Here is a 24,450-nt window from a genome sequence, read left to right as displayed (position 1 = left end):
GAATAGCGAATAGCGAATAGGAAAGAATTCGTAATCCACGAAGGTCAGTAAAGGCCGTTCGGGAAATAACGCAGGTAGATATCCTGCAGGCGGCCATTGCGTGACAAAGCGCTGAGCGCCTGGTCGAAAGCGGCGACGAGTATCGGATCGCCCTTGCGCAGCATGACGGACAGGCCCTCGCCCAGGAATTTTTCCGAAAGATAAGGGCCGTCGAAGAGCGCGCAGCATTTTGCGGCATCCTCGCCCGCCACCCAGAAGGGAAGCCGCAATCCATCAGAAAAGACGGCATCCACCTTGCCCGTCTTCAGCGCCTCCAGCATGGCGTCGTAGCTATCGAAGGGTGTGGCGGATACATTCGGAAAAAAGGCCTTCAGCATCAACTCATGGGCTGTGCCCCTGACGACGCCAACCGGCCTGCCGGCAAGTGCCGCGGCCGTATCGCCATCGATCTTTGCGGTGAGATTGCGGGCAAAACGGGCCGGAACACCAAGATACGGCCTTGAAAAGGCAAAACCCTGGCGCCGTTCCTGTGTCACCGCAATGCCGGCCATCGCCGCCTCGCCGGCGCCGCTTTCCAGCGCCTTTTCCAGTTCATCGAACGGAAGCGCCTGGATCTGGCATTTCGCCTCGATCTCCAATTCGGCGCAGATCTCGCGGGCGAGGTCGACATTGAAGCCTGAAAGCCGGCCGGTCTGGTCGGCAAAATTGAAGGGCGGAAAATCGACGGTCGTCAGAATCCGCACGCGTATGATCGCCGAGAGATCTGGCCGCGACAATCGCTCGCGGGCATCGAATGTCAAAGGGAACGCATTGTCGCTGCCGGCCGCCTGTCCCGGCACAGCGCCAGCAAGCAGCCCGCCTGTCACAAGGCAAAGCTGCAGAAGGTTGAAAAACCCCTTGATTCTCGGGGATGCAATCAGAAGACGCATCGCTATGATCCAAATCGGGACAGGTTGGGGACATCCGCTTGCGGGCGGTGTAGCAGAGTCATGCGTTTAGGGGAATATCCGCCGGCATCGCCGACGGCGCAAGATGATGCGTGGCAAACGCCGGCCCCACCCGGAACCGGACCGCAAGAGCATGTCCGCGATCCCGTCGATGATCCGGAACTGGCCGCCCTTGCCGCGCTTGGTTTCTCCAAGCCGCTGTTGTCCATGCTCTCCGACAGGGCGTGGCGAAACGGCACCCGTGTCGAAAGCGAGCTGCTGCATAGCGGTCAGGTCAGCGAGACCGCCTACTACGGCGCAATCGCCCGCTTCCTGCGCCTGCCTTTCGTCGAGACGATCGATCCGCCCCTTATCACCGATGCACCCTTACTCGACATGCAGTTGCAACGTCCGAACCAGATCCGCATCAACCACCGGCATCGGGCTCCGCAGGTGGCCGTGGTGCCGGAAGCCGCCAGGCTTGCCGATCTCGGGGCGGCCCTCTCCGCCATGCCGCAGCTTGGCCGGGATCTTGCGATCACGACACCTTCGGCAATCCGCCGGGCGGTCTGGCAGGCTGGAGCCGGACGGCGCGTGCGCGATACGGTCAACGAACTCTTCGACCGCTTCCCTTCCTTCTCGGCGCGCATCGTCCTTTCGGGTCACCAGGGTTTCTATGCCGGGCTCGGGCTCGCAGCGCTCCTCTCCGCACTGATCATCGTGCCTTCGACAACGCTGATTTTCCTTCATGTCCTGCTGTCGCTCATCTATCTGGCATCCCTGCTTCTCAGATTTGCAGCGTTCACCCGACAGCATTTCGGGCAGCCTATGCGGCCGGCCTTGCCGGCACCAGAGGGAACGCTTCCCTGTTATACGGTCATGGTGGCGCTTTACCGCGAGGCGGCGGTGGCCGAGCAACTGATCGCCAGCCTGAAGCGGCTCGACTGGCCGGACGCCCTGCTCGACATCAAGCTTGTCTGCGAAGCTGACGACCACGAGACCATCGCGGCGCTGAAGGCGCTCTCCCCCGGCGCCCATTTCGAAATCATCGAAGTGCCACCTTCGAGCCCGCGCACCAAGCCCAAGGCGCTCACCTATGCGCTCGGCGCTGCGCGCGGAGAATTCCTGGCGATCTACGACGCGGAGGACCGGCCGCATCCGCAACAATTGCGCGAGGCCTATGCCCGCTTCAGGGCGATGCCCGCCGAACTCGCCTGCCTGCAGGCGCCGCTGATCATCACCAATGCGAAGGAGTCCTGGATCAGTGCGCTGTTCTCGCTGGAATATTCCGGCCTTTTCCGCGGATTGCTGCCGATGCTGGCGAGAATGCGAATGCCACTGCCGCTCGGAGGCACTTCCAATCACTTCCGCACCCGATCCCTGCGAGAGGCCGGCGGCTGGGATCCCTTCAATGTCACCGAGGATGCAGACCTCGGGCTGCGCCTCTATCGCCTCGGTTACCGGTCCGATGTCATCGCAAGGCAGACACTGGAGGACGCGCCGACCACCATCCACATCTGGATGGGGCAGCGCAGCCGGTGGTTCAAGGGCTGGCTGCAGACCTGGCTGGTGTTGATGCGCGATCCGCGCCGGCTCATCCGCGAGATGGGCCTGCTGGCCTTCTGTACCTTCCAGCTCATGATCGGCGGCATGCTGATTTCCTCACTCCTGCACCCGCTGATCATCATCTTCATGGGAATCGGCGTCTATTCCATGCTGGAGGCGCCTGCCGATGACGTCCCCGCCGGCGTGCTCTCGCTATTCGTCATCGACAGCATCAACATCCTTGGCAGCTATCTGATCTTCCTGGGACTTGGGATGGGTTCGATGATCCATCACGAAAAGCGGCAGATCGGCTGGCGCTGGACCGGTGTCGCCCTCTACTGGCTGATGACCTCGGCTGCCGCATGGCGGGCGGTGCTGGAGCTGCGCTCGAAGCCCTTTTTCTGGAACAAGACGCCGCATGTCCCCGCCCGCAGAAGGACATGATCCCCTCCGCTCATGCGATTTGCCGCCGTCCGATGTTAGCCCTACGTTAAACTTTCTGCAATTTTATAGTATTGTATGACAAAGGTCGATTAAGACCGGCCACATGATGCGGGCTGTCGCACCTCTCAAGCATTTCCCCCTCTCACTTCCACAAGGCGGCGGTAGACCCGGCGCGGGCAGGACTCCATGTTGCAGAATATGAAAATCCGGACGAAGATCCTTTCGGTCGTCGTTCTTCTCGGGCTCGTTTCGGTGGCGGGCCTGATCTACATCGTGCAGGAATTCAAACACGCCGACGGGAGCTACAGCACGTTCATCGACCATGAAGCGTCGGCCGCCATGCAGGCTTCCCGCGCAAACGCATCTGTGCTGTCGTCGGTCCTTCAGGCGAGCTTCTCGCTGAACATGCCGGCCGGATCGAAGGAGGCGGAGACGGCCGCCAAGGCGGCATCGAAGTTCGGTCAGGCCCGGGAACGCCTGCAGCAGGCGGCCGAGCTCGTACCGAGCCGGAAAGCGGCGGCGGATGAGCTCATCGCGGATGTCACCGCTCTCGAGCAGGTGACCAAGAAAGCGCTCGACCTGCACAGAGTCGGCGATGAAAAAGGTGCAGCGGACGCAATGGCGCAGATCAGTGCGGGTATCGCCGCCATTACGCCGAAGATGATCGCCAACAACGACGCATTGATGAAGCTTCTGGACGACGGCGGCGATGCGCTCTCCGATACAGTCAACCAGCGCATCAATCTCTGCTTCGCCATCATCGGCATTGCTACCCTCGCGCTGATCGGATTCGGCATCTACGTCGCTCAGGTCGGCCTTGCGGCACCAATCAATAAGCTGAGCGAGCGAATGAAGCTGCTGGCGGAGGGTGATACGGTCAGCGACATCATCGGCCTCGATCGCCGGGACGAAATCGGTTTCATGGCGCAAGCAGTGCAGGTCTTCCGCAGCAACGAAATCGAACGCGTCAATCTTGAAGTGCGCGCCACCGCCGATCGCGACCTCAGCGACCGTGAACGCCAGGAGCGCGACGCACAGCGTGCGGCGGAAGCCGGCGAACTGGAACGTGCCATGCGCTCGCTCGGCGAAGGCCTGCGGCGCCTCGCCTCCGGCGACCTCATCTCGCGCCTGGAAACGCCATTCGCTCCGCATCTCGATTCGCTGCGTGTCGACTTCAACAATTCGGTCAGCACGCTCAACGAGACGATGATCGCGGTCGGCGCGAACGCCACGGCGATCAATAGCGGCGCCAGCGAGATCCGCTCCTCCGCCGATGCGCTTTCCAAACGCACCGAGCAACAGGCCGCTTCGGTCGAGGAGACTGCAGCGGCGCTCGAGGAAATCACAACAACCGTGAAGGACGCGGCAAAGCGGGCCGCGGAAGTGAGCCAGCTTGTGACCCGCACCCGCACCGGCGCCGAGAAATCCAGCGACGTGGTGCGCAAGGCGGTCAATGCGATGCAGGAGATCGAAAAATCGTCCGGTGAGATCTCCAATATCATCGGCGTGATCGACGACATCGCCTTCCAGACCAATCTTCTGGCACTCAATGCCGGTGTGGAGGCGGCCCGCGCGGGTGACGCCGGCAAGGGTTTTGCGGTCGTGGCCCAGGAAGTGCGCGAACTCGCCCAACGTTCGGCCCATGCGGCGAAGGAGATCAAGGCGCTGATCACCACGTCCGGCACGCATGTCCAGACCGGTGTCGCGCTCGTCGATGAAACGGGCAAGGCGCTCGAAACCATCCTTCACGAAGTGCAGGAGATCAACGGTCACGTCCATGCCATCGCGGACGCCTCGCGGGAGCAGTCCATCGGCCTGCAGGAGATCAACACTTCGGTGAACGCGATGGACCAGGGCACGCAGCAGAACGCAGCCATGGTCGAGGAAACGACCGCAGCGAGCCATAGTCTGGCGACCGAAGCGACGGCACTCACCAACCTGCTCGGCCAGTTCAAGCTGACCGGCACGGGCGGATATGCAACCGCAGCGGCGTCCTTGACCTCGCGGCCGGCTTCGCCGACCACCGCGGCGGCAGCCAAGCCGGCAGTCCGGGCTGCTTCCGATAGCGAGGCCCGTCCGGCTGCATCGCCGGCGCGGGCGCTTGCTCAAACGCTTGCCGGCGCCTTCGGCGGCGGTTCGACAGCAGCAAGCCAGAAAGCCGGACGGACGGAACTCTGAACCGAAGTACGGCAAAGCATCAGTCAGCACGATCAAGGGCGACCCAAGGGCCGCCCTTCCTCTAGAAATACAGGGAACATTTCACACTTCCGCAGGTCAGGTAGAGGTACTGACAATGGAGGGAAAAAATGCACACTTATTATCGTTACCGCGGCGGCGAACCGGCGCCCGGCGCCTTGATCATCAGGTTCTATCATTCCGGAGACCAGATCCGCGGCTATATCAGAAGAGTTGCCGATCCAGCCGAGAACGACACGATCTTCCCCGGCGAAGAGATGGAGCCGGATGACGCCTTTCGGATGGCGGAGAACAAGACCAGGGACCGGACAAGCAACCGATCTTCGTGGAACTTTCAGAGGGAGTAGAATGGAACCCTGCCTGGGGCAAGCTGATGTGATTGTCGGAAAACTGGAGCGGGTGAAGGGAATCGAACCCTCGTATTCAGCTTGGGAAGCTCGGCCTATTTGAGCGATTGCCGGCACTTCGCTGTAAAACTCGGCAAATTCCATCCTGAAAAACCAAATGAGTTCAAGCGGGGTGTAAAACCGAAGCGGGCTTGTCGAGAGCGGCTTTTCCGCTATCTCGGCAGAATGAGCAGCATCCCTCCGCCAACCGTTCCGCCCGGCAACGAGAACCGACACCTGTTCTGTCAGATGGCGGTCGAACTGCCATTGCAGGACATCATAGAAGGCGCGGTCAAGGCGGGCTGGGATGATAAGGAAGTGCTGGCGGCCATCATCGAGGTTGCGGACAATCTCATGCTGGCGGCCGGAGCCAATGCCGAGCTGGATGCGCTGCTGATGGCGCTGAAGCGGAAGCTCGAATAGCGGAACGACTCTTCGCGATCATGCGTTGCCTTGATCGAGAGGAGGCCTTGCGTCATGGAGCGCGGACACTGGAACAGGCCGGTGACTTATGAGGAAGACGATCAAGGCGGCTATCGCACGATCACCAGCACGGAGGAAGCCGCCCGTGCTCTGTTGCTCGCGTGGCCGGTCGACGAGGGCAAAGAATATTTCGCGGCGCAGCGCATCTGCCTTGCCGTGCTGGAAGGGAGACAGGCGCCCGAGCTTGCTCGTGAGGCCTTCCTGAAGGCGGCGGCGGAGGCTGGCGTGTTCGTGCGGGATCAATAGCCAGAACGAATATCTCAAATTCCTGATTGACTCATGCGACGATGAGAACATAATTAGAACATCGGAGCCGCAAGGCGGCTGTGCTCCAACCTGAAATCTGACGATAACAGCGCGCTTCGGCGCGAAGGAGAACCTATGCGTATCGACGACAATGACGACGGCTTGCGCCACTTCGGGGAGGCGATTTGCGCCGGTTGTGGTGGAAGCCTGATGAAGGAGTGCGATTTCCCGGGCGCCAGCGACACGATCTATTGCGCCGGGTGCGGCCGGAAAGCCACCTTCGACGAAGTCGCGAAGGATTGCGAGGCCTGGTATCAAGAGTACACCGACTTCTATTCACAGCAGATCGCCCTCGGCAGGGATCCTGAAGCGCAACTCAAGCACTGGAAGCCGCAGGGCAGCTATCGTTTTCAGGTGAAAATCGTCGGGTTTGGCCAGACCGAGGAATTTGCAGAATGTCAGCCGATCCCGCTCAACTACTGACGGAAGACGATGAGCTGCGCTGGGCTGTCGAGGCAGAGCTCGCCTGGCATGATGGAGACGCAAAGGCGGCGATCGCCACCCTGATTAGGGACCGTCAGTTTCTAAGGCAGCAACTCGAATTGTCCGATTTCGCCGGCAGCAAGGGTTTCTCGCGCGGCTGGCGGCCGAGCTACGAACGCCACGAATGACCAAACCGAAAATGAAGATGGTGGAGACGCTGGCCGATCGCAAAGGCCGGAAGGTCAATGTGATCTGCGAAGAATGCGAGATCCTGCGAAGTTTCGACGGAACAGCACTATTCGAAGAACACGGCGACGTTAGCATGCCCGGTTTGCTGGGAGATCTCGCCAAAGCTGTGAGGTGCGATCGGTCCAAGAGCGGTTTCTACAACCGGTGCACACTGCACTACTATTTCACTCATGATGAGTGGGCAGATCGAACGGGGCTGGTCAGCCGCGACGAGTTTGAAATTGCAACGGGGAAACGGCTGGCTGACCTTCAGGAATGGGAAGTTCTTACCGCCAGATGCCGCTGCGGGCGCTATGGAACTTTGAACCGCAAAGCGCTGGAACGGAGATGCGGTCGGGAGGCGCGCCTGAAGGACCTCGCCGGACGGCTGCGTTGCAAAGAGTGCAAACGTTGCGATAGCGTGATCGAGATTTCTTCTCTGCCGAGGTGAGACATGTGCAATCTCTACAACGTCACGACGAGCCGCGAGGCCGTCCTGCAGTTCACCAGGGCCTTCCGGGATAAGGCCGGCTGGAACCAGCCGTCTCTGGACGTCTATCCCGGCTACCAGGCGCCGGTCGTACGAGTGGGGGAAGATGGGCAGCGGGAGATTGCCAGCCTCACATGGGGAATGCCCTCGCCACCGGCTTTCGTGAAAAACTACGACCCCGGCGTGACGAACATCCGCAACGTGAGCTCGCCGCACTGGCGGCGCTGGCTTGGCCCGACGAGCCGCTGCGTCGTGCCTTTCACATCCTTTGCCGAGCCCGATCCGGCGCGCAAGGTGGAAGGCGGCCGCGTGCCGAATGCATGGTTTGCCGGAAACGAGGAACGCCCGCTGATGTTCTTCGCGGGCTTCTGGACGCCGTGGAAGGGCGTCCGCAAGGTCCGCGACGGCGAGAGGGAATACGAGCTGTTCGGATTCCTGACGACGACGCCGAACGAGATCGTCTCTCCGATCCATCAGAAGGCCATGCCGGCGATTCTAACCACGCCGGAAGAGATCGATCTCTGGCTGACAGCGCCCTGGGAGGAGGCAAAGCACCTGCAGCGGCCGTTGCCGGGAAACATGCTGGTAATCGTCGATCCGCCGGCAAAACCTCAAGATCAGAAGGAACCGAGCCTGCTATGAGCATCAGTCCCGATACTCGAACCGAACAGCCGGGCGCCGGCATCCACGACAATCACTGGTGCGAACATCCGGGATGCTCCGAATGGGGTTGCTACGGTTTCGCGCGATCGAAGGCGGACAAGCCGATATGGCATTGCAGCGAGCACTACCCGCACAAGCCGTTCAACCGGGATTGACCATGCATCGGCTGTCGAGCTGGACAATCTTCGTCATCATCGCCGCACTGATTGCGCTGCAGGTCGTGGCGATGGTCATGCGGTTTATCTGAGGAGCAGTTTCCCAAGCCACGGTCTGACGGTATCCCACATGGTGAAGAAGACCCCGCCGGCCGTGAAGCCAAGGCCAACGAAGATCAATGAGGCCGTTTTTCCCAGCCGCTTGATGTCCTTCACCTCCTCGATCGTCGGCGAGATATCCTCGTCGATCGTCTTTTTGAGGCCGACAATCACGTCCCTCTGTTGGGCCACGGTCTGACCGCTGAGAACGACCGTCGTCTCCAGATGGGAAATGTCGCTCTGTTGTTTGTCGAGCCGTTCATGAATGCGGGACCGGGATTCCCTCGCCCTCTTCTCCTCAACCTCCAGCTTCTTGTTGATATGGCCTATCGCAGTTTCTTGGCGCTTCATCCCCTCGCGCAGCTCCCCGAGCATGAGGATGATTTCATTCTCCAGTCCCGCCATCAGTCCCCATGCCCTTTCGAAATGCGTATGCCAGAAATAGACAGTGCCGCGCGGTTACCAGAACAGCGAAGCGACGACGATCAGGATAGCCGCCACGATGCAGAAGACCTTGAACGGCTCGGTTTGCAGGAAGCGCATGGTGACCTCACTTCCGGCACGCCGGCTGAGCGCCACAGGTCCGATTATGGCCCGCAACCTGCTCAGCAAACGGGCGATCATTGTTGATGATGAATGATCGTGTGGCTGAAGACGGGCTGAGCATTTCGAACCCGGCACCATTATTGGCAGGCGCCGTTGACGTACAAGCCGCCAAGAGCAGCGCAAAGGCCGGCATCATCAAGATTGCGGATTTCGGCATTGGTTTTGCCCCGTTCTTCAATGAGTTCCATGCTTTTCTGTAGAGCCGCCGCGCGCTCCTGCTGGCGGGCCTCGTCACGGGCGGCAGGAAGCCACACAAACGCATTGATGGTGAGGCAGGCAACGAAGCCTATTCCTGCCCCGCCGGCAATCTTGAGCCAGTCAAGGAGGCCGAACATTACCCCGCCTCCCGAACCCGCCGGATGAAATACCAGATGCCGGCAAAGACGATGGCAATGCCGCAGATCGCGATCATCCAGGCGACCGGCCCGTCTCCAGTGATCGAAGAGACGCCCGTCAGCAGAGTGCCAACCCCAGGAAGCAGAGCCTCCGGCTTCTTGATGATCTCGATCACGCCTGTATCTCGCACGTCCGCCTTGGCTTCGGCCTCAGGCGGAGCGTTGATCGGCAGCGGCAGGGAATTCCCGGGGCGGTTATCGTGCGCTGCAGCGGCAAGCCGGATGGCATTCCCGACCACGCCCGGCTGATCCTTCCATTCTCTCTTCGGGTCCTTGCCGGTGACACGGATCGTCCAGCCACGACCGTTCGCCGGGAAGCCGGTCTTCGCGTTGGTGAGGCTGCGCAGGTACCGCATGCGCTCCTCGCAATAGTCGCGAATCAACTTCTCTAGGCCACCGGGATATGTCGCCACCGCTGCGGCCGTCTGCTCGCCGACATGGCCGTCCTCACGAACGCCAAGCACCTTCTGGAGCTTCTTTACCGCCGTCGTTGGGTAGGAGTTCACACCGAAGTCGAACGCCGCATAGTCAAGGCCGGCCGGCAGAATGTCACCCCCAGACTGAGACCAGTAGGAGCGACGGTAGATCGCCTCCGCCTCTTGCAGCGTCATGCGCTTGACCTGATCGGCCGTTACAGAAGAAACGCCGCGATGCGCCGCGAGTGTTGTGTGCGTGATCCCATACTTCGTGGGGCCACCGCGATCCGATTTGACATTCACATAGCCGCCCTCGTGACCAAACATAAGGTCAAGAGCGACGGGAAGAGTTTCCCGAGCCATATATTTTCTCCGATTTAAGGCACGATGAGGCGCCACTGCGCGTGCGTCAGGGCGATCTATAAACTCGATATTGATGATTGACTTACTTAGCGATACCTAGGAGACCGAAACGGCCAAACGCTCAGGAGCTATACTTGGATCATCAATCCGCACATCTTCGAATTGTGATTGCATTCGTCATGCGTGAGGTGGCCACAAGATATGGAAGAAGCCCTGGCGGCTATCTATGGGCGCTCCTAGAACCGATAGCATATGTCGCTATGATGAGTGCCATCTTTTCGTCGTTTGCTCGTGTCCCAGCTATGGGAGAGTCTTTCCCCCACTTTTTCGCTACTGGTTTCATCGCATACGGCATGTACAATGGGATGGTGAATTATTTATCGTCATCAATCGCGGCCAACAAAAACCTAATGCAGTACCCAAGGGTCGCTCCCATCGACCCCATCGTTGGCCGAGCAATACTCCAAGCCTTAACATCAATAGTTGTCGGATTCATCATACTGGCCGGGACGCGTAAACTCGAGGCACATCCGCACGACATTATTTGGAGTGCGGTCTTGGAGGCGGTTATTTTTGCATGGACGCTCGCATCTGGCGTCGCGTTAACCAACATCGTTCTCTTTGAGCGTTTCCCGCTGTACCAGAAAATTTTTGGCATCGTCACGAGGCCTCTGTTTATGCTTTCGGGCGTCTTTTACATTCCGAGTCAAATGCCCCACCCGTACCGTGAAGTCCTTCTGGCGAACCCCATCACTCAAATCGTTATAATCTTCAGAGAGGGGTTCTATGGCGTTAGGGCTACAGACGGAGTCAACTTCTCGTATGTCTTCTGGTGGTCGATCGTTGTCGCGTTCGTCGGGCTGTTCATCTTCACAATGTGGCCCGTCGGGCGAACCCGCTAACGACCAGAGGGTTAAGTAATGGCAATACAGGATCTAATCCGTCAGCTCCAAGCGGCATCTCATCCAGATCGAACACTAGACCTGGCTCTTGCGCGTATAATTGGCTACCGGCGAGAAGCCGGAAACGGTGAGGTAAAGTGGTTCGACCCCAACGGAGAGTCCACGAAGCACATACCTTCTTTCACGTCTACGATCGAAGATGCAAGGTCCCTCGCGGAAACTCTCTTGCCACAGCACGCCGGCGCCTGCACGTTCCACGCCCCATTCAGTGCAAGGATCAACCAGGGCCCCCGATGCGTAGGGGCGACACCAGCAATCGCCATTTGCATAGCGGCTTTAACCGAGAAACTTGACGAACAGCACCATGACTGAACAAGACCCAGCAAACAAACCTTCCCTCAATATCCATCCCTCAGTGGCTCTTTCGAAGAAAGTCTTTGTTGCCCACTCGCTGGGCCGTGGGAACAAGGTCGTCATCGAAGGGGGATGCAACATCATACGCCTCAAAGTGACGTTCGCTGGGTCCAACAACACCTTGATCATCCGAAAGCACTGCAAGATAAACTGCGTCGTCGTGTTTAAGGGTGACGGCGGGTCGATCGAGGTGGGCAAAATGGTCGGTCTTGTTGATGCTGTCCTTCATGTGGAGTACGGGACATCAATTGAGATTGGAGAAGGCGGCATATTTAGCCGCGGACTAATCGTTAGAACTGGCGATTCTCATTCAGTAATCGATATTTCCTCCGGAAAGAGGCTCAATTATCCCGCTTCAATCGTAATCGAACCATGGGTTTGGGCGGGATATGATGTAAGCATTATGAAGGGCGTCCGCGTCCGAAAAAACACGATCATTGGTGCCGGAACGCTTGTCAATCGAACCATCCCGGAGAGCGAATGCATGATCGCCGGAGTTCCGGCAAAGGTCGTCCGAAGAGGCGTTGTTTGGGATCGCCGATCTCTCTCGGAAGATCCTTCCCCTAGGTTTCTGGACAGTCTCTTGCAAGCGCGCGGGGTGGACGTTGCGACTATAACGGATCAATCGGGATCGAAAATGAGGGGCCGAATATATTCCAAGGTCAGGTCGCTGTTCCGCTAAGCGCATTGTGTGGTGACAGGCGTGATGGCGGTCTGTCGCAGATAACACTTGGCTATGCAGCGCTCCTTTGTATAACCCGAACGGAACGCAATGTGCCTGGTGGATTCTCTGCATTTAACCTGTTAGGAGCTTTTACAAGGTGAGGTCATGAGCATACGGGCGCTACTACAGGAACTGGAAGAGGCTGATCAGCCGAGCAAGAAGCTAGACACAGCTCTCGGACTCATCGCCGGTTATAGGCCTACCCCCGGCTGCGCTGATCTAGCTCTTGCAACATGGAATTCACCGTCGAATACAACCGTGACAACCCTCCCCAGTTTCACCGCGACTATTGACCATGCGCTGGAATTCTTGATGCGGATCGCTCCTTACGCGAAGGGAGGATTCAGTTGGGAACCCGGAATGGGGTCGGCAATCATTTCAGGCAATCCGCCGGCGCAGGCCGCCAATCCTGCGATCGCACTATGCGTGGCGGCGCTCCGATCAAAGATCAGTGACAATCAGTTAGACAACGACATTAGGACGTAGGGTATGGCCAACTTCAACGAACGATCCGCTGATGCGATTGCTCAAAAGACCAAGGAAATCCTCAAAGACCCTGCGCTGATCGAGAAAGCAGTGAAGAAAGAGGCTGCCTCGATAATTTCTGGAAGGATCGCCAAACGGTTCTTCGACGACGCTTATGCCATATCCTATTCAAAGGCCGACTTGGCCAGGCGTCCGTTTCTCAATATTGGCCCCGGTTCATTCCGACATTCAAACTGGCGCACCGCAGACAAGAAATACGGCGACGGTAGTGCTGCATGGACCGAAATGCGGCGCGGCGTAAAACAGGCGCCCGTCGATTACTATTGGGATGTGTACACCGGTGACCAAATGAGTGAGGAAGACAGTTTCTTCAAAGTGATTTACACGAGTCACGTCATCGAACATCTCTTTCCTCAGGATGTCACCTTCCTCCTTTCCGAAGCGCAACGACTGCTTGAACCAGGCGGAGTTCTGCGAATCGTGTGCCCTGATGCAGAGCAAATTGCCAATGCCTATCGCGAACGCGATTGGGTGTTCTTCATGAACTACCTGATCGCGAAAACCGGGCGTCAGTCCACGCCGATGAGCAAAATGAGGGAACCTCTGTTGGCCGAGCTCGCAGCAGAATTTCTTATCGAATGGACGAGTCTCCTTACCCACAAGGGAAACCCTATAACCTTGAACAGAGCCCAATGTGTCAAGTTTCTTGCAGGATACTCCGATATCTTCGAAGCCTTTGACGAAGCGTCTCGATTGTCCTCTCGCGAGTTGAACCAATCAGCCGGCGGTCACGTAAACTGGTTTAGCAGAGAAAAGCTAAAACGGCTGCTTCATGAAGCGGGGTTCTCTAGGATTAATGAGAGCGCCTATCTCAAGAGCTCTATACCGGTTCTTCGAGATAGTAGGTATTTCGACCGAACCGATCCGGAAATGTCTCTCTTCATGGAAGCAATTAAATAAGCCGCTCTGCCGCCGTGATCGTACGTTTGAAAGGTGCCTCGAATGTCAATTGAGACTTTGTTGGACGCTTTGAAGCAAGAAAACGGACCAGATCGCGTTCTCGACACGGAGATTTCGGTTCTCATTGGGTATCGAAAGATTGTTGATGAAGCCGATGCAGGTGCGCCGAAGGTTTCGTGGCTGCACCACTCTGGTAAAGGAAGAGCAAACATCCCCCGCTATACAGCGTATATTCAGCATGCCAGAGGACTGGCGGAACTTGTGGCGCCGCAGCATGGCGGAGCGTGCCGTTGGGATGAGAGCGGAGGCGGCGCAAGAATCAACGATGAGCCGGTTTCTATGGCGTCGTCGCCGGCGATTGCACTCTGTCTGGCGGCGCTGAACCACCGCCAGCATTTTCCATGACCACTCACTTCAGGACAGACAAAACATGCACGTGCTGATCTGGTGCCCACCATGGGCTGGCCAAGGCGGAGATATCTTCTTCGGCTTAAATTCATTCGCGAAACACCTGCTCATCCAAGCCGAATTGCTGCAGTCACGTGGCTGGTCTGTGACGGTATCCTGCCCTTCCGCCTACCAAACTCACCTAAATCACTCCCTCGACGGTATTAACGTCATCGAAATGGACTCGCTTGCCTCGATAAAGGTGATTGGCTCCTGGGAGGACCCCGCACCGCATCTCTATCGCGATCCAGAAGCTTTTGGTCTTTCGGATCGGATCGCGAAATGGCTATCTCCTCAACTGCCACCAAAGGTAGACGTAGTGCTCGTCTGGGAAGCGCCCGTACCCTACCTGAGAACCATCTATCCCGACGCAACTATAATCAGCCAAATGCCAGGCGCATTGGCGAGAGCGCCATATCCACAAACCACGGTATTTGACCCGGTAGGACTATACCGGGATGGAGTACAATACAAAGCGGCTTCAGAAATTCTCGCCAAGCAGTCACCAAGTTCGCTAGCCCAATCCGTCTCGGCCAAATCCCGCGAAATATTTGGACGCTTGCCTTACTCTTCTCGGCGGGCGTTATTGGCAAAAGGCGGGAGAGACAAACTGACGCTTTTACCCCTCCAAATCTCCGACCATTACGCATTCAAAGTCGACACCGGCTTCTCGTCTCAAGCAGAATTCTGCCTTGAAGCAATAGACACAATAAGCCCGCAAAGTGCGATCGTCGTAACCGAATACGTGTCTCGGCTTTATCGTGATCAGATAATGTCTCCGGAGTTCACGTCGCTGCTGCAGGAGCGGCGCCCAGATCTCGTCTATGATCCAAGCACTTCAAAAGTGCCATCGGTGTCGCAACACTTATTGCAGTTCGCCGATGAAATTGCGACCGCCACCTCCGGCCTGGGTCTACAGGCTATGATGTGGGACATTCCGTTGGTGGTTTTCGGAAACACCCATTTAAGGCCTTTCGATCATGCCAGCGTGGACACAGCGGAAAAGCGCCAGAGAGTATTGAGTTTTGCGCTCAATAAACACCAGCCCCTTAATGAGGCGATCACATCTGATGGTCGCTTCCTCGTGCACCTCATCGAGGAAATTCATGGCCGCCGCGATCGCCCATTGCTTGATCGCCTACCCGATCTTGGCACGATTGATCCAGACTACGCAGACCGAGTCATGAGAGCGTTTCGAGGGCATGAAGTGACATCATCGTTTGTTAAGCTCGGCTTAGCCCAACAGGAACCGTCAAAGGCTACTCAGTTTGCGGAGCTCTTGGCAAAAAAGAAACCGAAGCTGATTTCATTCGACCTGTTCGACACTCTCGTCAAACGGGGCTTCGAGCAGCCTGCCGATCTCTATCGATATATCGAGCAGGATTTGCGGTCTGGTGGCGCAGACGTGCCATTCGATTTTGCCGACAAACGGTTAGCCGCAGAACTCATGGCTCGCGCCAATGCGAAAGGCGACGAGATTTCCATCGACGACATCTACAAGGAACTGGCTTCGGCAGAGGGGCTTACCGAGGCAGAGGTGACGCGGTTCCGCGATCGAGAATTAGAAATTGAAGCGAGCTCATGCCAAAATCGTCCTCTCGGCTCCGCTCTGTTCGATATAGCCATTCAAGCAATGGTCCCAATCTGCGTCACCAGCGACATGTACCTGCCCCGTTCTACGATCGATGCAATCATTGAACGATCAGGGCTGACACATGTCGAGTATGTCTACCTTTCCAGCGAAGTAAGTCTAACGAAAAAATCCGGCGCCCTGTTCGATCACATCGCTGCCCACCGCGGAATTTCTGCGTCAGAAATCGTACACGTCGGCGACAATGAGAAGACTGATGTAATTCCGGCTCAACTAAAGGGCGTTACACCCTTCCATGTACCTAGGGCGGTCGAGTACCTCTGGAAACACGAATCGTTCGCTCCGTGTTTTCCCAAGAAGAGACCCCCCATTACCAGCCTCGGCCGTAGCGTGACAGCGGCTGCGATTGCCGGAACCTTGTTTGACGACCCAAAGAATATCTCAATGAGTATCTCCGGTGGAGACCCATGGAAGCTGGGCTACGCCACACTCGGACCGCTCATCTATGGCTTCGTCACGTGGTTACGGACCGCTGCGCTTGAGCACGACACGCAAGTCCTGCATTTCCTCTCCCGTGAAGGTAAAATACTCAAGGATGTTTTCGATCGGATCGAGCTTGAGTCCCCATCAGGCATTCGCTCGAGTTATCTATGGGGTTCACGTCGAGCCATCAGAGTGGCGCAAATGCAGACTCTTGCCGATATAATTGAACTCGGCAAGCAGACGGTAGACCAGACAGCGACGCTTGGAAGCCTTCTGGCAAATCGTTTTGGCCTCCAATTGCAAGACATCGATGGCAAGAAGATTCGGGCAGCTGGCTACAAAAGCCTAGGCGATAAAGTGCACCAAAGTGGGCCAGAGAGAACCAAATTGGTCCATCTACTAACATCGCTTCAGGATGATATTCTGAGCGTAAGCAGGGCCGAAGGGGCAGTCTATCGCGATTATCTGAAGTCTAAAGGCCTGTTTGCCGACGCGGCTTTCGCGGTCGTCGACGTCGGCTGGAACGCAAACATGCAAGGTAGCTTGGGCCAGCTTATTGGGAAGCCGATCACCGGGTATTATTTCGCCACGCTCGCTGCCGCGGCACGCTGGAAGCCGGCCGGTCACCGCATACACGCTTACTATCTCGAAGAGTGCACAATGACGGAGAACAAGCCGGTCCTTGCAAACCGACTTATGATCGAAAATCTCCTATGTGATATTACCCCCACGGTCCAATCCATTGAAAGGACAGCCGACGGTTCTTTCAGACCGAAGTATGCCGGAAAGGTATTGCCGCATCGCGTGCAACTAATAAACGCTATACAGGATGGAGCACGAAGCTTCGCCGATGATGTTTGCCGGGTTCTTGGCCGGCAATCGGGAACGACCGAGATTCGACCTGACATCACGCTTCCATTGATGGAGCGGTTTCTATCCAACCCGAAGGCTGAAGACGCCAAACTGTTTGAAGGCCACGAACTTGAGGACGCGTTCAGCGGGCTTCAACGTCGCTTTCTCCTTGCTCCATTCGAGCGCGGTCGACCACAACACCCATCTTATTGGCGAGCGGGAGAACGAGCCCTAATGGAGGCAAACCAAAGTCTGAGTAAGCGCCCCTCGACCAAAACCCCATCAAACGCGAAACTCCCTACATCGCCGCACTGGACTCATCGACCTATAATGCCGTTCGTGAGACCCTTCGTTAGGAAATTAGGAAATTCAGATGACGTTCGCGAATTCAACGCTGACCCGTCGGCATTTTTCGCGAAATTGAGTAATCCTAGGTATCGGCGTATTGGAGCTATACTCTTCCCGATCAAACGCTAATAGACGGCATGGAACAACATCAGATGGCTGATATCCCCCTAAACGAGATGAGCTATGCAGAGCTACTCAGCCTCAGAGGTGAAATCGATAAGATCCTCCTGCAGAAAGCTGATGAACGCAGGAACGAGCTCCTCGCAGAGCTAGCTGAGGTCAACAAGATTCGAACCTCTGCGAAGGCGACTAAATATCGGCACAAGGCGAAGTATCGCTCTCCTGAGGGGCATAGTTGGTCGGGACAGGGCGTAACGCCAAAGTGGCTTCGTGAACACGAGGCTAGGGGGGGATCTCGTGACGACTTCCTTATAAAGGGACAACGATAATGAGAATGCCAATCGTGAAGCCGCGACCACTCGCTTCAATGGAAGATGTCGCGCAACAGGATTTCGAATGGCAGGCTGGAATCCAGCAACCGGAAGTGCCGCTCGAGGTCGATTACCCGAAAGCCCCCCCAACCACACTGGATGATTGGGAGCGGCTCGAAATCGAGGACTAGCTACCCTAAAGTCCACGACAGACGAGATATGAACCGCACCCGGTGTGCACAGTTCCCGGTGTGCCGCTGCATGATACTTGTCCTAGATAGCATGCCCCTCGAAATAGGTGCGGGTGACGTCGCCTGAAACGGTCTTGTCGCCCGTACCGCCAAGGTTGACCCACGCCTCAAAGTAATCGTCTCCATCGGCCTCGAATATCGCATCAATTGCCAGTGATTGAGCCGACGTGCCGCTAGGCCGCAGAACGTATTCGGCCGCTGTTGCCCCGTTCTTGGCGATCCGTATCTGGAATTGTGCGGCATCCACGACATTGACGGTCACGTAAACCTGGGCATGCAGGCGGTATCGACCGGCCGGCGGTGTCCAGCGGGCGTTGACAAGATCGAACGCATTCACTGTGTCGAACGCTTCTGCTGCCCATGTCAGCTTTGTACTGGCGCCCGTCGTGACGACTTGATCAGCTGCGTTTTTCGTCACCTTGAAAGCGACAGTTAAGCCGAGAGCAGCGGGATCAATCGGAAGCCCGGACACTCTTCGTTCCCGGACTTCTTGCGCAGAAGCGAAACGTGGGAACTTCAATGCCCCGCCAACAAAGAACGAACTCGTGCTGATAACCCCGCTTTGTTCGCCCCACTGATAGCCTGCCAATGTCTGATGCGTGCCGTCACTGGTCAGAGGTACGCCGGCGGGGGCCTTCCATTTTCCGCTGTCCCGCGCGCTCTCGAAGACATCGGCAATATCGAAGTACCCGGCAACGCCATCGACACCTGACCGAACGGTGTTGTTATAGGAAATACGAGCGGAGTTGGACGTCGCGTCTATGGTCTGGCCAGATACGGAACTCCACCCGTCGCTCGACGTCGTAACCGGCTCAACAGTACCCAACCAAACCTCTTGATTAGGTAAAAGGCCGATGACTGTGTCGAGATCGGCCAGCGCCCCTGCCGAGGTCTGCCCGGCCGTAAAATCGTTGATGCCCATATGAATGACGACATGGCTGCAATATTGAGCCAACGCGATACGGCGAGCGTGAGACGCCACGAACTCTGCCAGGCGCTCTCCGCCCCTGGATACGTCGATATATGCGCATGTTGGAGCGACGGCCCGTGCAACATGTCCGATCACCGAAAGATAGTTCGGCGTGTCAAAGCCAGCAGCGCTCTCGCGGCTGTCGCCAATGACGAAGACGGACGGCTTGCTCGTCGTTCCAATAATAGCACACGGGCCGTAGACGGCATTGGTGCCGCTGTCGGCGATCGTGCCGCCCATGGTCTTGTCTGTGATACCGGAAGATCCGAACTCTGCACCTTCGCCGCGCGCACTGTCCTCCGTCGCGGAGAATAGGATCCCGGTTGCGCTTGTCGAATACGTTCTGATGAAGAATTCCGCGCCGTCCGGTATGCTGATGGCGAGCATATCGGACGGTGCGGAAGTCGTTCGGTCGGCAATTGCAGTGCTCGTCGCGCCACCCCACGTTACCTGATGAAACTCACCAACCGGATACTCGATTGAGGCGGATACGGTGATAGAGCCGTCGATTCCAGTCTCCGTATTCCCGTTATGAAACCAGTTTGGGTAGAGAAGCTGGATCTCTGAAACCTGGTCCCGAGCAAAGTGCCGCGTGCGCGACATGATCTGCTTGTTGGTGGTATTCGAGAACCCGGGGATTACGGATCGGGTTGCGATTTGGCCATTACGGCTTTCACCTCTCGCATCAATTGCCCTGTACCACGCACGCGCGGTGGCACCGCTGGACGTAAACGATGCGGGCCTTCCGTTTGGTTGATCGACATAAAGGCCGCCGAAACCGTCGCCGGCAACCAATCCCCCATTCAGTCTTACGGCGTGAACAAGCGCTGATATTTCAGCGGCAGATGCCGCGGCTTCCGTATCGTAAATCGAAAGGAGCGCAGCAACGCTCGCGGCAGCAGCTTCCGCAGCGGCCTGCGCAGCTTCAGCCGCAGCAACTATCGCACTCGAAATCTGATCGTTCACCAGTCGGAACGTTGCTCCGGACACGATGCCAAGCACGCTCAAACCGGCAACCAGTCCACCCTCAGCAGGGTCATTGCCGCTGTTCGTCTTGATCGTGTAGACAGGGCCTGCACCATTGAATTGCACCGTCGTCGGGCCAGGGCCGTTTGCTCGGAAGATCGTGAAAAACACCATCATCCCGGCCGTGACCGCGTCCTCGGTCGTCACATGAATGGCATTGGCGGTCCCTTCGCCGGTGTCTTCGCCGGGGATGACAGTCTTCGCATTGGCTGGGATCACACCCCAGTTGCCGCCAAAGCCCGTTGCGGAGGCGTTATCGATCAGTGCAACGATCCGGTCTCCAACCGCGAAGAAGCGTCCGCCTGTGGTACCGGCGGTCGTCACAAGCCAGGTGTCGCCTTTTGTCGCCGTCCCGCCACCCGGAAAAGCGCCGGATGAGGCGCTCCATTCGCCCCGGAAATTCCCTGCTGCTGCGATCGCCGCGACCTGCTGATCAATGGCGTCAACGAACGGAAAGATATCGACCGTGTCGGGTTCGTTTGGTCCAGACGACGATACGCCGTCGAGCTTCCATTTGCGCCAGGCATAACGCCCGAGCTGGCTTATCAGTCCCATGATGGTCTCCAGAAAGGTTTAGGACACGGTCGCGCCGTCCGGGCCGGAAAGCGGCCCGGAGATGTTCGAGCGGTTGAAGGGCCGCGCGTAGATGTCGAAATTCCCTGCCGTCGAGAGGATCGGCAGGGCGTAGGAAATGCCGGGGGCGACGGCGTAACGCCCCACCTGATGCGTCCCTTCATCCGGCGCGCCGCCGGCTGGAACGCGGTAGATCGCCACCGTCGCCAGATGCTCATCGTTCGTCGTGCCGAAATTCGCGGTGAACTGCCCCGTTCCATCGGAGGCAGAGAAGGCGACGAGTGCCTGCGGCGGCGTAGGATCGACGACCACAGTCACCGGCGCGGTCGATTCCTGCCAGTCGAAGGTCTTGCCGCTGGCGATATTCCGTATCTGCCAGTCATAAGCGCCGCCGTCCGCAACAGCGGCATAAATCGCCGTGTTCTGATCCTGATTCACCGTCGCGTCGTGCCAGTCATCCAGATCCGCAGCGGAGACCTGCACTTGCTGGCTGTAGCTGTCCGGCAGGTCGGCCCCGCCGGCGGCCGTCCAGGCAAATTTCAGGACAGGCGCCGAGTTCTCCTGCAACTCGACAGTCGCCGTCACGTTCAGCGCCACGTCATCGACATTCGACGGCAGCTCCGGCGGCACGATCACTTGGTCCTGTTCGTCGATTGTCGCGTTCCAGTCGTTCGCGCCATCGCGGAAGATCACGAAAGGCGATGAAACCGCCATCGACTGCTGGTCGTATTCGATTGTGCCGGATGCGCAGGCCACCCGCTCGAAAGCGTCTTCCGGGTTAAGGTCGAGTGTAAAAACGTAGTCTTCCATCAGGTCGAGCGCCTGCGGCCCGGAGGTGAGCTGCCCCGCGAAATCCGGGTTTGCCTCATAGACGGCAAGCTTGCCGATACGCTGCGCCTGGGTCGCCGATGGGCAGAGAAGCGCGCTCACCGGCTCGGAATATTCCTTCCCGTCTTCGTCCAGAAGCTCCGGATGCCGCCAGCTAACCTCATTTGCCTTGTAGTTCAGCGCCGGCTCCACATAGGTCACCTTTGCGGTGTTGAAGAGTTTTTGAAGCGCCCGGCCGCCCTCCAGGTCGAGGCTCAGATGGTCGCCGTTTTTGGCCCTTAGCGCGATCGACGGAACAGAGCGCATCTTCGGCCGCACCGCGATACGTCCCTCGGTGTCGAAATAAACGTCCGCATTGCAGATGGTCGCGATCGAAGCGATGCGCCTTTCGTTCTCGCTGTCGAGATAGATCACGCCGGCGCAGCGATAACGCTTCTCCGTGCCGCCCGCCTTCAGCGCGACGTCCTCGTCGCAGTGATCGGCAAAGGCGGCAAAGCTGTCGAAATTGATGTCTTCGGTGCTCTCATGCGTCAGGCCGTAGACGTCCATGATTTCGGTCAGCAGGCAGTTCCCGGCATTGCCTCCATAACCATAGGTCTCGCTACGAGGATCATAGACGTCCCGCCATCCATCCAGGACGAATTGCAGCGTCGGCATGTTGTTCGGATAGACGTCCTGGAGCTGCTGTGCCGGAACCTGTTCGACGATCTGCAGCGCCATGGCGCAGCCGCGATGCCGGAACGGCGTCATCGGCGTGTCGAGTTCCGGAAACGCCGCGATCAGCTCATCGAACGGTCCATCCGTCATCGTGCCGGTCTTTGTCAGGATCCGCACGCGGGAGCGCCCACCTACCTGGTATTGCGCCTCCTGCACATAGCCGTTGGCATCAAGCGTCACCGGCTTCTTGTCTAGCCGGAAGGACGCGAAACCCTCGATCGGGCCTTCGCAGACATAGTGCAGCAGGTAGCTCTTTTCGCCGCGCCGGAATCCGAAGATGATGACCGAGCCCGTGAGCGTCCGATAATAGATGCGCCGCCGCGGCGATATTTCCTGCCGGATGTTCGACTGAACGTCGGAAGGCTGCGGCGTTGCAGGCTTCGATTGGCCAGGCGCAAAGGCCCGCGACAGGAAATAGGCGCCGGCCGCGATCGCCGCATAGCCCACTCCCAATGCCAGCGCGCCGAGCCCGGTAAACCCGATCGCGCCGACGACGCCGGTGAGAAGCCCCGTCGCGCTGAGGAGGTTGATGAACACCAGCCCGATCGCCTGCGGATGGAACACCACCTGCGAATAGATCGACGTGCTGCAGGTAAGCCCCCATCGGGCGTCCCGCATGCGAGTGTGGAAGCTCATGAAAATCTTAAATCCCAGCAGATATCCGGTGCGCTGCGGGTGAATTTCACGCCGCGCGTTCCGGCTCTCAGAACCCACATCGATCCGGTGCAGATCATTCCCAGATGCCAGCCGTTGGCGGCCATGAGGCCGATATCGCCGCGGCGGGCATCGCTCCCCAGGCGCGGCGGCCCGAGAACGTCAATGACGGCGGCTATGGCGCCGCCGAAGCGCTCAAGCATCCACCAAGCGCCCTGATGGTCGCCATATTCTCCGCGCCATGGCCGGCTCGCATGCGCGCCAGCCGCCAGTTCAGCCCAGCCGAGCAGGAAAAGCAGGCAATCGCCGTTTTCCTCGCCCCAACGGAATGTCTTTTCCTTTTCTTCCGCCAAGTAGCGGTCGAGAAGATCAGTTTCGCGCATCGAACAGGTTCAGGGTCTGGTCGACCATCTTTTGCACATACATAAAGCCGGTGGAGCCGGGGTCGCGCTGCTGCTGGTCGCTGTGAGTAACCATGGAGTTTGCCGAACGGCGGCGCCGCACGAAATAGTCCTCCAGCATCAGCACGATCTGCCGCGAGGAAGGCCCGCTCTTGCTCATCTTCAACCGGTCGCCGAGACCGGTATAGACGTGTCCGCGCGGATCGAGCGGCTGGAGGTCGGCATCATAGAACTGCCGCCAAAAGCGGAACCGCCGCCCCTTTATCTCACGCTGCTCGCGCTCGAAAAACCATTCCTTGATGTTCGCACTCTCGACATTGAGCGTGCAGGTCACCTGCCGGGCTGCGCCGATCTTCGATGCGCCGAGCCCGGAGACGGTGGCGAGGCCCTGCAAGCCTTTCCAGTCGATCGCCTCAATCTGACCATCGAACCCGCGCGATCGCAGAATGCCGCCCTCATTGTGGACATACATCGTGCCGGAATCAAACTGCAGCTCGGCCAGGATGACGCAATGCACGCGATGCCCGCGCGTCGCCCATCTGATCGTTTCGGAAAGCATCAGTCGACGCTCTCCACCAGCCGCGTCAGGTCCTCGACGAATTCAAGCGTGTGCTCGCCATACCAGCCCTGCACCAGCGCCTCGTAACCGGGGCTGTCGGTCAGGCAGAAACCGACGAAGACGGGTGCGAGCGATATCGTGCCGCCGGCCGCCGCAGGTTTGCGCAGCACCGGAGAAAGCCGGAGACGCTGTTGCCCGTGCTCGATCCACGATCCGCCAATGCCATAGCAGAATTCGTCGATCGAGATGGCGCAGCCGGCCGGTATCTCGTCGGTCGCGGTTACGTGAATTTCCCGCGCGCCGAGATCCGCATCCGTCGAAAAATAGGTCTCGACTGTCGGCACTGCATGGCCCACGCCGGTCGCGTACATAGCATCGGTGGCGAACGGAATGCCGTCCGGATACTGGTCGCGGACTGACTGGGTCGCGAGCGCAAACGGCCCGTCTATCCCGTAACGATCCGGCATCCTGATCCGCACCAGCGTCGAATCCGCTTCCATCTGGAAAAGAAAGGCCCGCATGTTGCGCACGCTTTCTTCGTCATGCACCAGCACGTCGAATTTCATTTTCCATTGCGCGCCTGACATGCCGGTCGAGCGGCGCATGCCGTTGGTTGCTTCGTGTCCCGGCCTGGTATTGTAGGCCGGCGCGACGGCAGGGTTGCGAATCTTGAGCGCCGTGAGCGGAAATTCGAGAAGCGCAGCCACGA

Annotated in this window: 26 protein-coding genes and 1 pseudogene; 18 read left to right on the top strand and 9 right to left on the bottom strand. The window is 58.2% G+C overall.

The window, feature by feature from the left end:
• Nucleotides 1-44: 44 nt before the first annotated feature.
• Complete coding sequence (locus QEO92_RS00925; protein WP_227701857.1) at nucleotides 45-929, bottom strand: transporter substrate-binding domain-containing protein; 885 nt, start codon at nucleotides 927-929, stop codon at nucleotides 45-47.
• A gap of 60 nt (nucleotides 930-989) precedes the next feature.
• On the opposite strand from QEO92_RS00925, the gene QEO92_RS00920 reads away from it, so the two are divergent.
• From QEO92_RS00920 to QEO92_RS00875, 10 genes and pseudogenes are all read left to right on the top strand, one after another.
• Nucleotides 990-2,915 carry a glycosyltransferase family 2 protein gene (locus QEO92_RS00920; RefSeq protein WP_227701856.1) on the top strand — a complete coding sequence of 642 codons (1,926 nt, stop codon included), beginning with the start codon at nucleotides 990-992 and terminating at the stop codon, nucleotides 2,913-2,915.
• Between the two features lie 186 nt (nucleotides 2,916-3,101).
• Entirely contained in the window at nucleotides 3,102-5,093 is a 1,992-nt protein-coding gene (locus QEO92_RS00915) for a methyl-accepting chemotaxis protein (protein WP_227701855.1), read from the top strand.
• A 128-nt stretch (nucleotides 5,094-5,221) separates the two neighbouring features.
• A pseudogene (locus tag QEO92_RS00910) lies at nucleotides 5,222-5,490 on the top strand (hypothetical protein).
• Between the two features lie 193 nt (nucleotides 5,491-5,683).
• Nucleotides 5,684-5,920: a hypothetical protein gene (locus tag QEO92_RS00905; RefSeq protein ID WP_210048328.1), complete on the top strand. Its 237-nt coding sequence runs from the start codon at nucleotides 5,684-5,686 to the stop codon at nucleotides 5,918-5,920.
• A gap of 54 nt (nucleotides 5,921-5,974) precedes the next feature.
• Nucleotides 5,975-6,226, top strand: a complete 252-nt coding sequence (locus tag QEO92_RS00900) for a DUF982 domain-containing protein (protein ID WP_227701854.1) — start codon at nucleotides 5,975-5,977, stop codon at nucleotides 6,224-6,226.
• Nucleotides 6,227-6,361: 135 nt separating this feature from the next.
• Nucleotides 6,362-6,709, top strand: coding sequence for a hypothetical protein (locus tag QEO92_RS00895; RefSeq protein ID WP_227701853.1), 348 nt, complete (start codon nucleotides 6,362-6,364; stop codon nucleotides 6,707-6,709).
• Entirely contained in the window at nucleotides 6,682-6,897 is a 216-nt protein-coding gene (locus QEO92_RS00890; protein ID WP_227701852.1) for a hypothetical protein, read from the top strand. The genes QEO92_RS00895 and QEO92_RS00890 overlap by 28 nt, the downstream gene beginning before the upstream one ends.
• On the top strand, nucleotides 6,894-7,388 hold the full coding sequence (locus QEO92_RS00885; RefSeq protein WP_227701850.1) for a hypothetical protein: 495 nt from the start codon (nucleotides 6,894-6,896) through the stop codon (nucleotides 7,386-7,388). The genes QEO92_RS00890 and QEO92_RS00885 overlap by 4 nt, the downstream gene beginning before the upstream one ends.
• Nucleotides 7,389-7,391: 3 nt before the next feature.
• Complete coding sequence (locus QEO92_RS00880) at nucleotides 7,392-8,069, top strand: SOS response-associated peptidase (protein ID WP_227701849.1); 678 nt, start codon at nucleotides 7,392-7,394, stop codon at nucleotides 8,067-8,069.
• A gap of 82 nt (nucleotides 8,070-8,151) precedes the next feature.
• The gene (locus QEO92_RS00875; RefSeq protein ID WP_227701847.1) at nucleotides 8,152-8,337 is read left to right on the top strand and encodes a hypothetical protein; all 186 of its coding nucleotides are present in this window, start codon (nucleotides 8,152-8,154) and stop codon (nucleotides 8,335-8,337) included.
• On the opposite strand, the gene QEO92_RS00870 is transcribed toward QEO92_RS00875, so the two are convergent.
• Nucleotides 8,330-8,749, bottom strand: a complete 420-nt coding sequence (locus QEO92_RS00870; protein WP_227701846.1) for a hypothetical protein — start codon at nucleotides 8,747-8,749, stop codon at nucleotides 8,330-8,332. The two genes, QEO92_RS00875 and QEO92_RS00870, sit on opposite strands and share 8 nt — an antisense overlap.
• A 97-nt stretch (nucleotides 8,750-8,846) precedes the next feature.
• On the opposite strand from QEO92_RS00870, the gene QEO92_RS00865 reads away from it, so the two are divergent.
• Nucleotides 8,847-8,984 (top strand): hypothetical protein, encoded by a 138-nt coding sequence (locus QEO92_RS00865; RefSeq protein ID WP_227701845.1) that lies wholly within the window; start codon nucleotides 8,847-8,849, stop codon nucleotides 8,982-8,984.
• 43 nt (nucleotides 8,985-9,027) lie between these two features.
• Here QEO92_RS00865 and QEO92_RS00860 read toward each other — a convergent pair whose 3' ends face one another.
• Together QEO92_RS00860 and QEO92_RS00855 are read right to left on the bottom strand one after the other, a co-directional pair.
• Nucleotides 9,028-9,285, bottom strand: a complete 258-nt coding sequence (locus tag QEO92_RS00860; protein ID WP_227701844.1) for a hypothetical protein — start codon at nucleotides 9,283-9,285, stop codon at nucleotides 9,028-9,030.
• The gene (locus QEO92_RS00855; RefSeq protein ID WP_227701843.1) at nucleotides 9,285-10,124 is read right to left on the bottom strand and encodes a glycoside hydrolase family 108 protein; all 840 of its coding nucleotides are present in this window, start codon (nucleotides 10,122-10,124) and stop codon (nucleotides 9,285-9,287) included. The genes QEO92_RS00860 and QEO92_RS00855 overlap by 1 nt, the downstream gene beginning before the upstream one ends.
• Nucleotides 10,125-10,258: 134 nt before the next feature.
• Here QEO92_RS00855 and QEO92_RS00850 point away from each other — a divergent pair, with 134 nt between their 5' ends.
• The 7 genes from QEO92_RS00850 to QEO92_RS00820 all read left to right on the top strand — a co-directional run bounded on the left by QEO92_RS00850 (nucleotide 10,259) and on the right by QEO92_RS00820 (nucleotide 17,953).
• Complete coding sequence (locus tag QEO92_RS00850; protein ID WP_227701842.1) at nucleotides 10,259-11,026, top strand: ABC transporter permease; 768 nt, start codon at nucleotides 10,259-10,261, stop codon at nucleotides 11,024-11,026.
• Between the two features lie 364 nt (nucleotides 11,027-11,390).
• Complete coding sequence (locus tag QEO92_RS00845; protein WP_227701841.1) at nucleotides 11,391-12,122, top strand: acyltransferase; 732 nt, start codon at nucleotides 11,391-11,393, stop codon at nucleotides 12,120-12,122.
• Between the two features lie 531 nt (nucleotides 12,123-12,653).
• Complete coding sequence (locus tag QEO92_RS00840; RefSeq protein ID WP_227701840.1) at nucleotides 12,654-13,610, top strand: class I SAM-dependent methyltransferase; 957 nt, start codon at nucleotides 12,654-12,656, stop codon at nucleotides 13,608-13,610.
• Between the two features lie 42 nt (nucleotides 13,611-13,652).
• The gene (locus QEO92_RS00835) at nucleotides 13,653-14,015 is read left to right on the top strand and encodes a hypothetical protein (RefSeq protein WP_227701839.1); all 363 of its coding nucleotides are present in this window, start codon (nucleotides 13,653-13,655) and stop codon (nucleotides 14,013-14,015) included.
• 25 nt (nucleotides 14,016-14,040) lie between these two features.
• The gene (locus QEO92_RS00830) at nucleotides 14,041-17,460 is read left to right on the top strand and encodes a hypothetical protein (RefSeq protein ID WP_227701838.1); all 3,420 of its coding nucleotides are present in this window, start codon (nucleotides 14,041-14,043) and stop codon (nucleotides 17,458-17,460) included.
• 23 nt (nucleotides 17,461-17,483) lie between these two features.
• Nucleotides 17,484-17,780, top strand: a complete 297-nt coding sequence (locus tag QEO92_RS00825) for an H-NS histone family protein (RefSeq protein WP_227701837.1) — start codon at nucleotides 17,484-17,486, stop codon at nucleotides 17,778-17,780.
• Complete coding sequence (locus QEO92_RS00820; RefSeq protein ID WP_210048289.1) at nucleotides 17,780-17,953, top strand: hypothetical protein; 174 nt, start codon at nucleotides 17,780-17,782, stop codon at nucleotides 17,951-17,953. The genes QEO92_RS00825 and QEO92_RS00820 overlap by 1 nt, the downstream gene beginning before the upstream one ends.
• 82 nt (nucleotides 17,954-18,035) lie before the next feature.
• On the opposite strand, the gene QEO92_RS00815 is transcribed toward QEO92_RS00820, so the two are convergent.
• Genes QEO92_RS00815 through QEO92_RS00795 form a run of 5 tightly spaced genes read right to left on the bottom strand, consistent with a single transcriptional unit; the run spans nucleotide 18,036 to nucleotide 24,448 of the window.
• Nucleotides 18,036-20,564: an SGNH/GDSL hydrolase family protein gene (locus tag QEO92_RS00815; protein ID WP_227701836.1), complete on the bottom strand. Its 2,529-nt coding sequence runs from the start codon at nucleotides 20,562-20,564 to the stop codon at nucleotides 18,036-18,038.
• Nucleotides 20,565-20,582: 18 nt separating this feature from the next.
• A complete protein-coding gene (locus QEO92_RS00810) occupies nucleotides 20,583-22,763 on the bottom strand; it encodes a phage tail protein (RefSeq protein WP_227701835.1) in 2,181 nt (726 codons plus the stop codon).
• Entirely contained in the window at nucleotides 22,760-23,164 is a 405-nt protein-coding gene (locus QEO92_RS00805; RefSeq protein ID WP_227701834.1) for a DUF6950 family protein, read from the bottom strand. Before QEO92_RS00805 ends, QEO92_RS00810 begins: the two co-directional genes overlap by 4 nt.
• Entirely contained in the window at nucleotides 23,151-23,741 is a 591-nt protein-coding gene (locus QEO92_RS00800) for a hypothetical protein (RefSeq protein WP_227701833.1), read from the bottom strand. Before QEO92_RS00800 ends, QEO92_RS00805 begins: the two co-directional genes overlap by 14 nt.
• Complete coding sequence (locus tag QEO92_RS00795; RefSeq protein WP_227701832.1) at nucleotides 23,741-24,448, bottom strand: hypothetical protein; 708 nt, start codon at nucleotides 24,446-24,448, stop codon at nucleotides 23,741-23,743. The genes QEO92_RS00800 and QEO92_RS00795 overlap by 1 nt, the downstream gene beginning before the upstream one ends.
• Nucleotides 24,449-24,450: the final 2 nt, after the last annotated feature.

The organism is Neorhizobium petrolearium, from assembly GCF_029854435.1.
Taxonomy (GTDB): Bacteria; Pseudomonadota; Alphaproteobacteria; order Rhizobiales; family Rhizobiaceae; genus Neorhizobium; species Neorhizobium petrolearium.
The sequence above is the reverse complement of the archived record's forward strand: the minus strand, read 5'-3'. Positions and strand labels throughout refer to the sequence as shown.

Coding starts and splice junctions, on each gene's coding strand:
- QEO92_RS00925 (WP_227701857.1), bottom strand. CDS start 929: ATGCGTCTTCTGATTGCATCCCCGAGAATCAAGGGGTTTTTCAACCTT.
- QEO92_RS00920 (WP_227701856.1), top strand. CDS start 990: ATGCGTTTAGGGGAATATCCGCCGGCATCGCCGACGGCGCAAGATGAT.
- QEO92_RS00915 (WP_227701855.1), top strand. CDS start 3,102: ATGTTGCAGAATATGAAAATCCGGACGAAGATCCTTTCGGTCGTCGTT.
- QEO92_RS00905 (WP_210048328.1), top strand. CDS start 5,684: ATGAGCAGCATCCCTCCGCCAACCGTTCCGCCCGGCAACGAGAACCGA.
- QEO92_RS00900 (WP_227701854.1), top strand. CDS start 5,975: ATGGAGCGCGGACACTGGAACAGGCCGGTGACTTATGAGGAAGACGAT.
- QEO92_RS00895 (WP_227701853.1), top strand. CDS start 6,362: ATGCGTATCGACGACAATGACGACGGCTTGCGCCACTTCGGGGAGGCG.
- QEO92_RS00890 (WP_227701852.1), top strand. CDS start 6,682: ATGTCAGCCGATCCCGCTCAACTACTGACGGAAGACGATGAGCTGCGC.
- QEO92_RS00885 (WP_227701850.1), top strand. CDS start 6,894: ATGACCAAACCGAAAATGAAGATGGTGGAGACGCTGGCCGATCGCAAA.
- QEO92_RS00880 (WP_227701849.1), top strand. CDS start 7,392: ATGTGCAATCTCTACAACGTCACGACGAGCCGCGAGGCCGTCCTGCAG.
- QEO92_RS00875 (WP_227701847.1), top strand. CDS start 8,152: ATGGGGTTGCTACGGTTTCGCGCGATCGAAGGCGGACAAGCCGATATG.
- QEO92_RS00870 (WP_227701846.1), bottom strand. CDS start 8,749: ATGGCGGGACTGGAGAATGAAATCATCCTCATGCTCGGGGAGCTGCGC.
- QEO92_RS00865 (WP_227701845.1), top strand. CDS start 8,847: ATGCAGAAGACCTTGAACGGCTCGGTTTGCAGGAAGCGCATGGTGACC.
- QEO92_RS00860 (WP_227701844.1), bottom strand. CDS start 9,285: ATGTTCGGCCTCCTTGACTGGCTCAAGATTGCCGGCGGGGCAGGAATA.
- QEO92_RS00855 (WP_227701843.1), bottom strand. CDS start 10,124: ATGGCTCGGGAAACTCTTCCCGTCGCTCTTGACCTTATGTTTGGTCAC.
- QEO92_RS00845 (WP_227701841.1), top strand. CDS start 11,391: ATGACTGAACAAGACCCAGCAAACAAACCTTCCCTCAATATCCATCCC.
- QEO92_RS00840 (WP_227701840.1), top strand. CDS start 12,654: ATGGCCAACTTCAACGAACGATCCGCTGATGCGATTGCTCAAAAGACC.
- QEO92_RS00835 (WP_227701839.1), top strand. CDS start 13,653: ATGTCAATTGAGACTTTGTTGGACGCTTTGAAGCAAGAAAACGGACCA.
- QEO92_RS00830 (WP_227701838.1), top strand. CDS start 14,041: ATGCACGTGCTGATCTGGTGCCCACCATGGGCTGGCCAAGGCGGAGAT.
- QEO92_RS00825 (WP_227701837.1), top strand. CDS start 17,484: ATGGCTGATATCCCCCTAAACGAGATGAGCTATGCAGAGCTACTCAGC.
- QEO92_RS00820 (WP_210048289.1), top strand. CDS start 17,780: ATGAGAATGCCAATCGTGAAGCCGCGACCACTCGCTTCAATGGAAGAT.
- QEO92_RS00815 (WP_227701836.1), bottom strand. CDS start 20,564: ATGGGACTGATAAGCCAGCTCGGGCGTTATGCCTGGCGCAAATGGAAG.
- QEO92_RS00810 (WP_227701835.1), bottom strand. CDS start 22,763: ATGAGCTTCCACACTCGCATGCGGGACGCCCGATGGGGGCTTACCTGC.
- QEO92_RS00805 (WP_227701834.1), bottom strand. CDS start 23,164: ATGCGCGAAACTGATCTTCTCGACCGCTACTTGGCGGAAGAAAAGGAA.
- QEO92_RS00800 (WP_227701833.1), bottom strand. CDS start 23,741: ATGCTTTCCGAAACGATCAGATGGGCGACGCGCGGGCATCGCGTGCAT.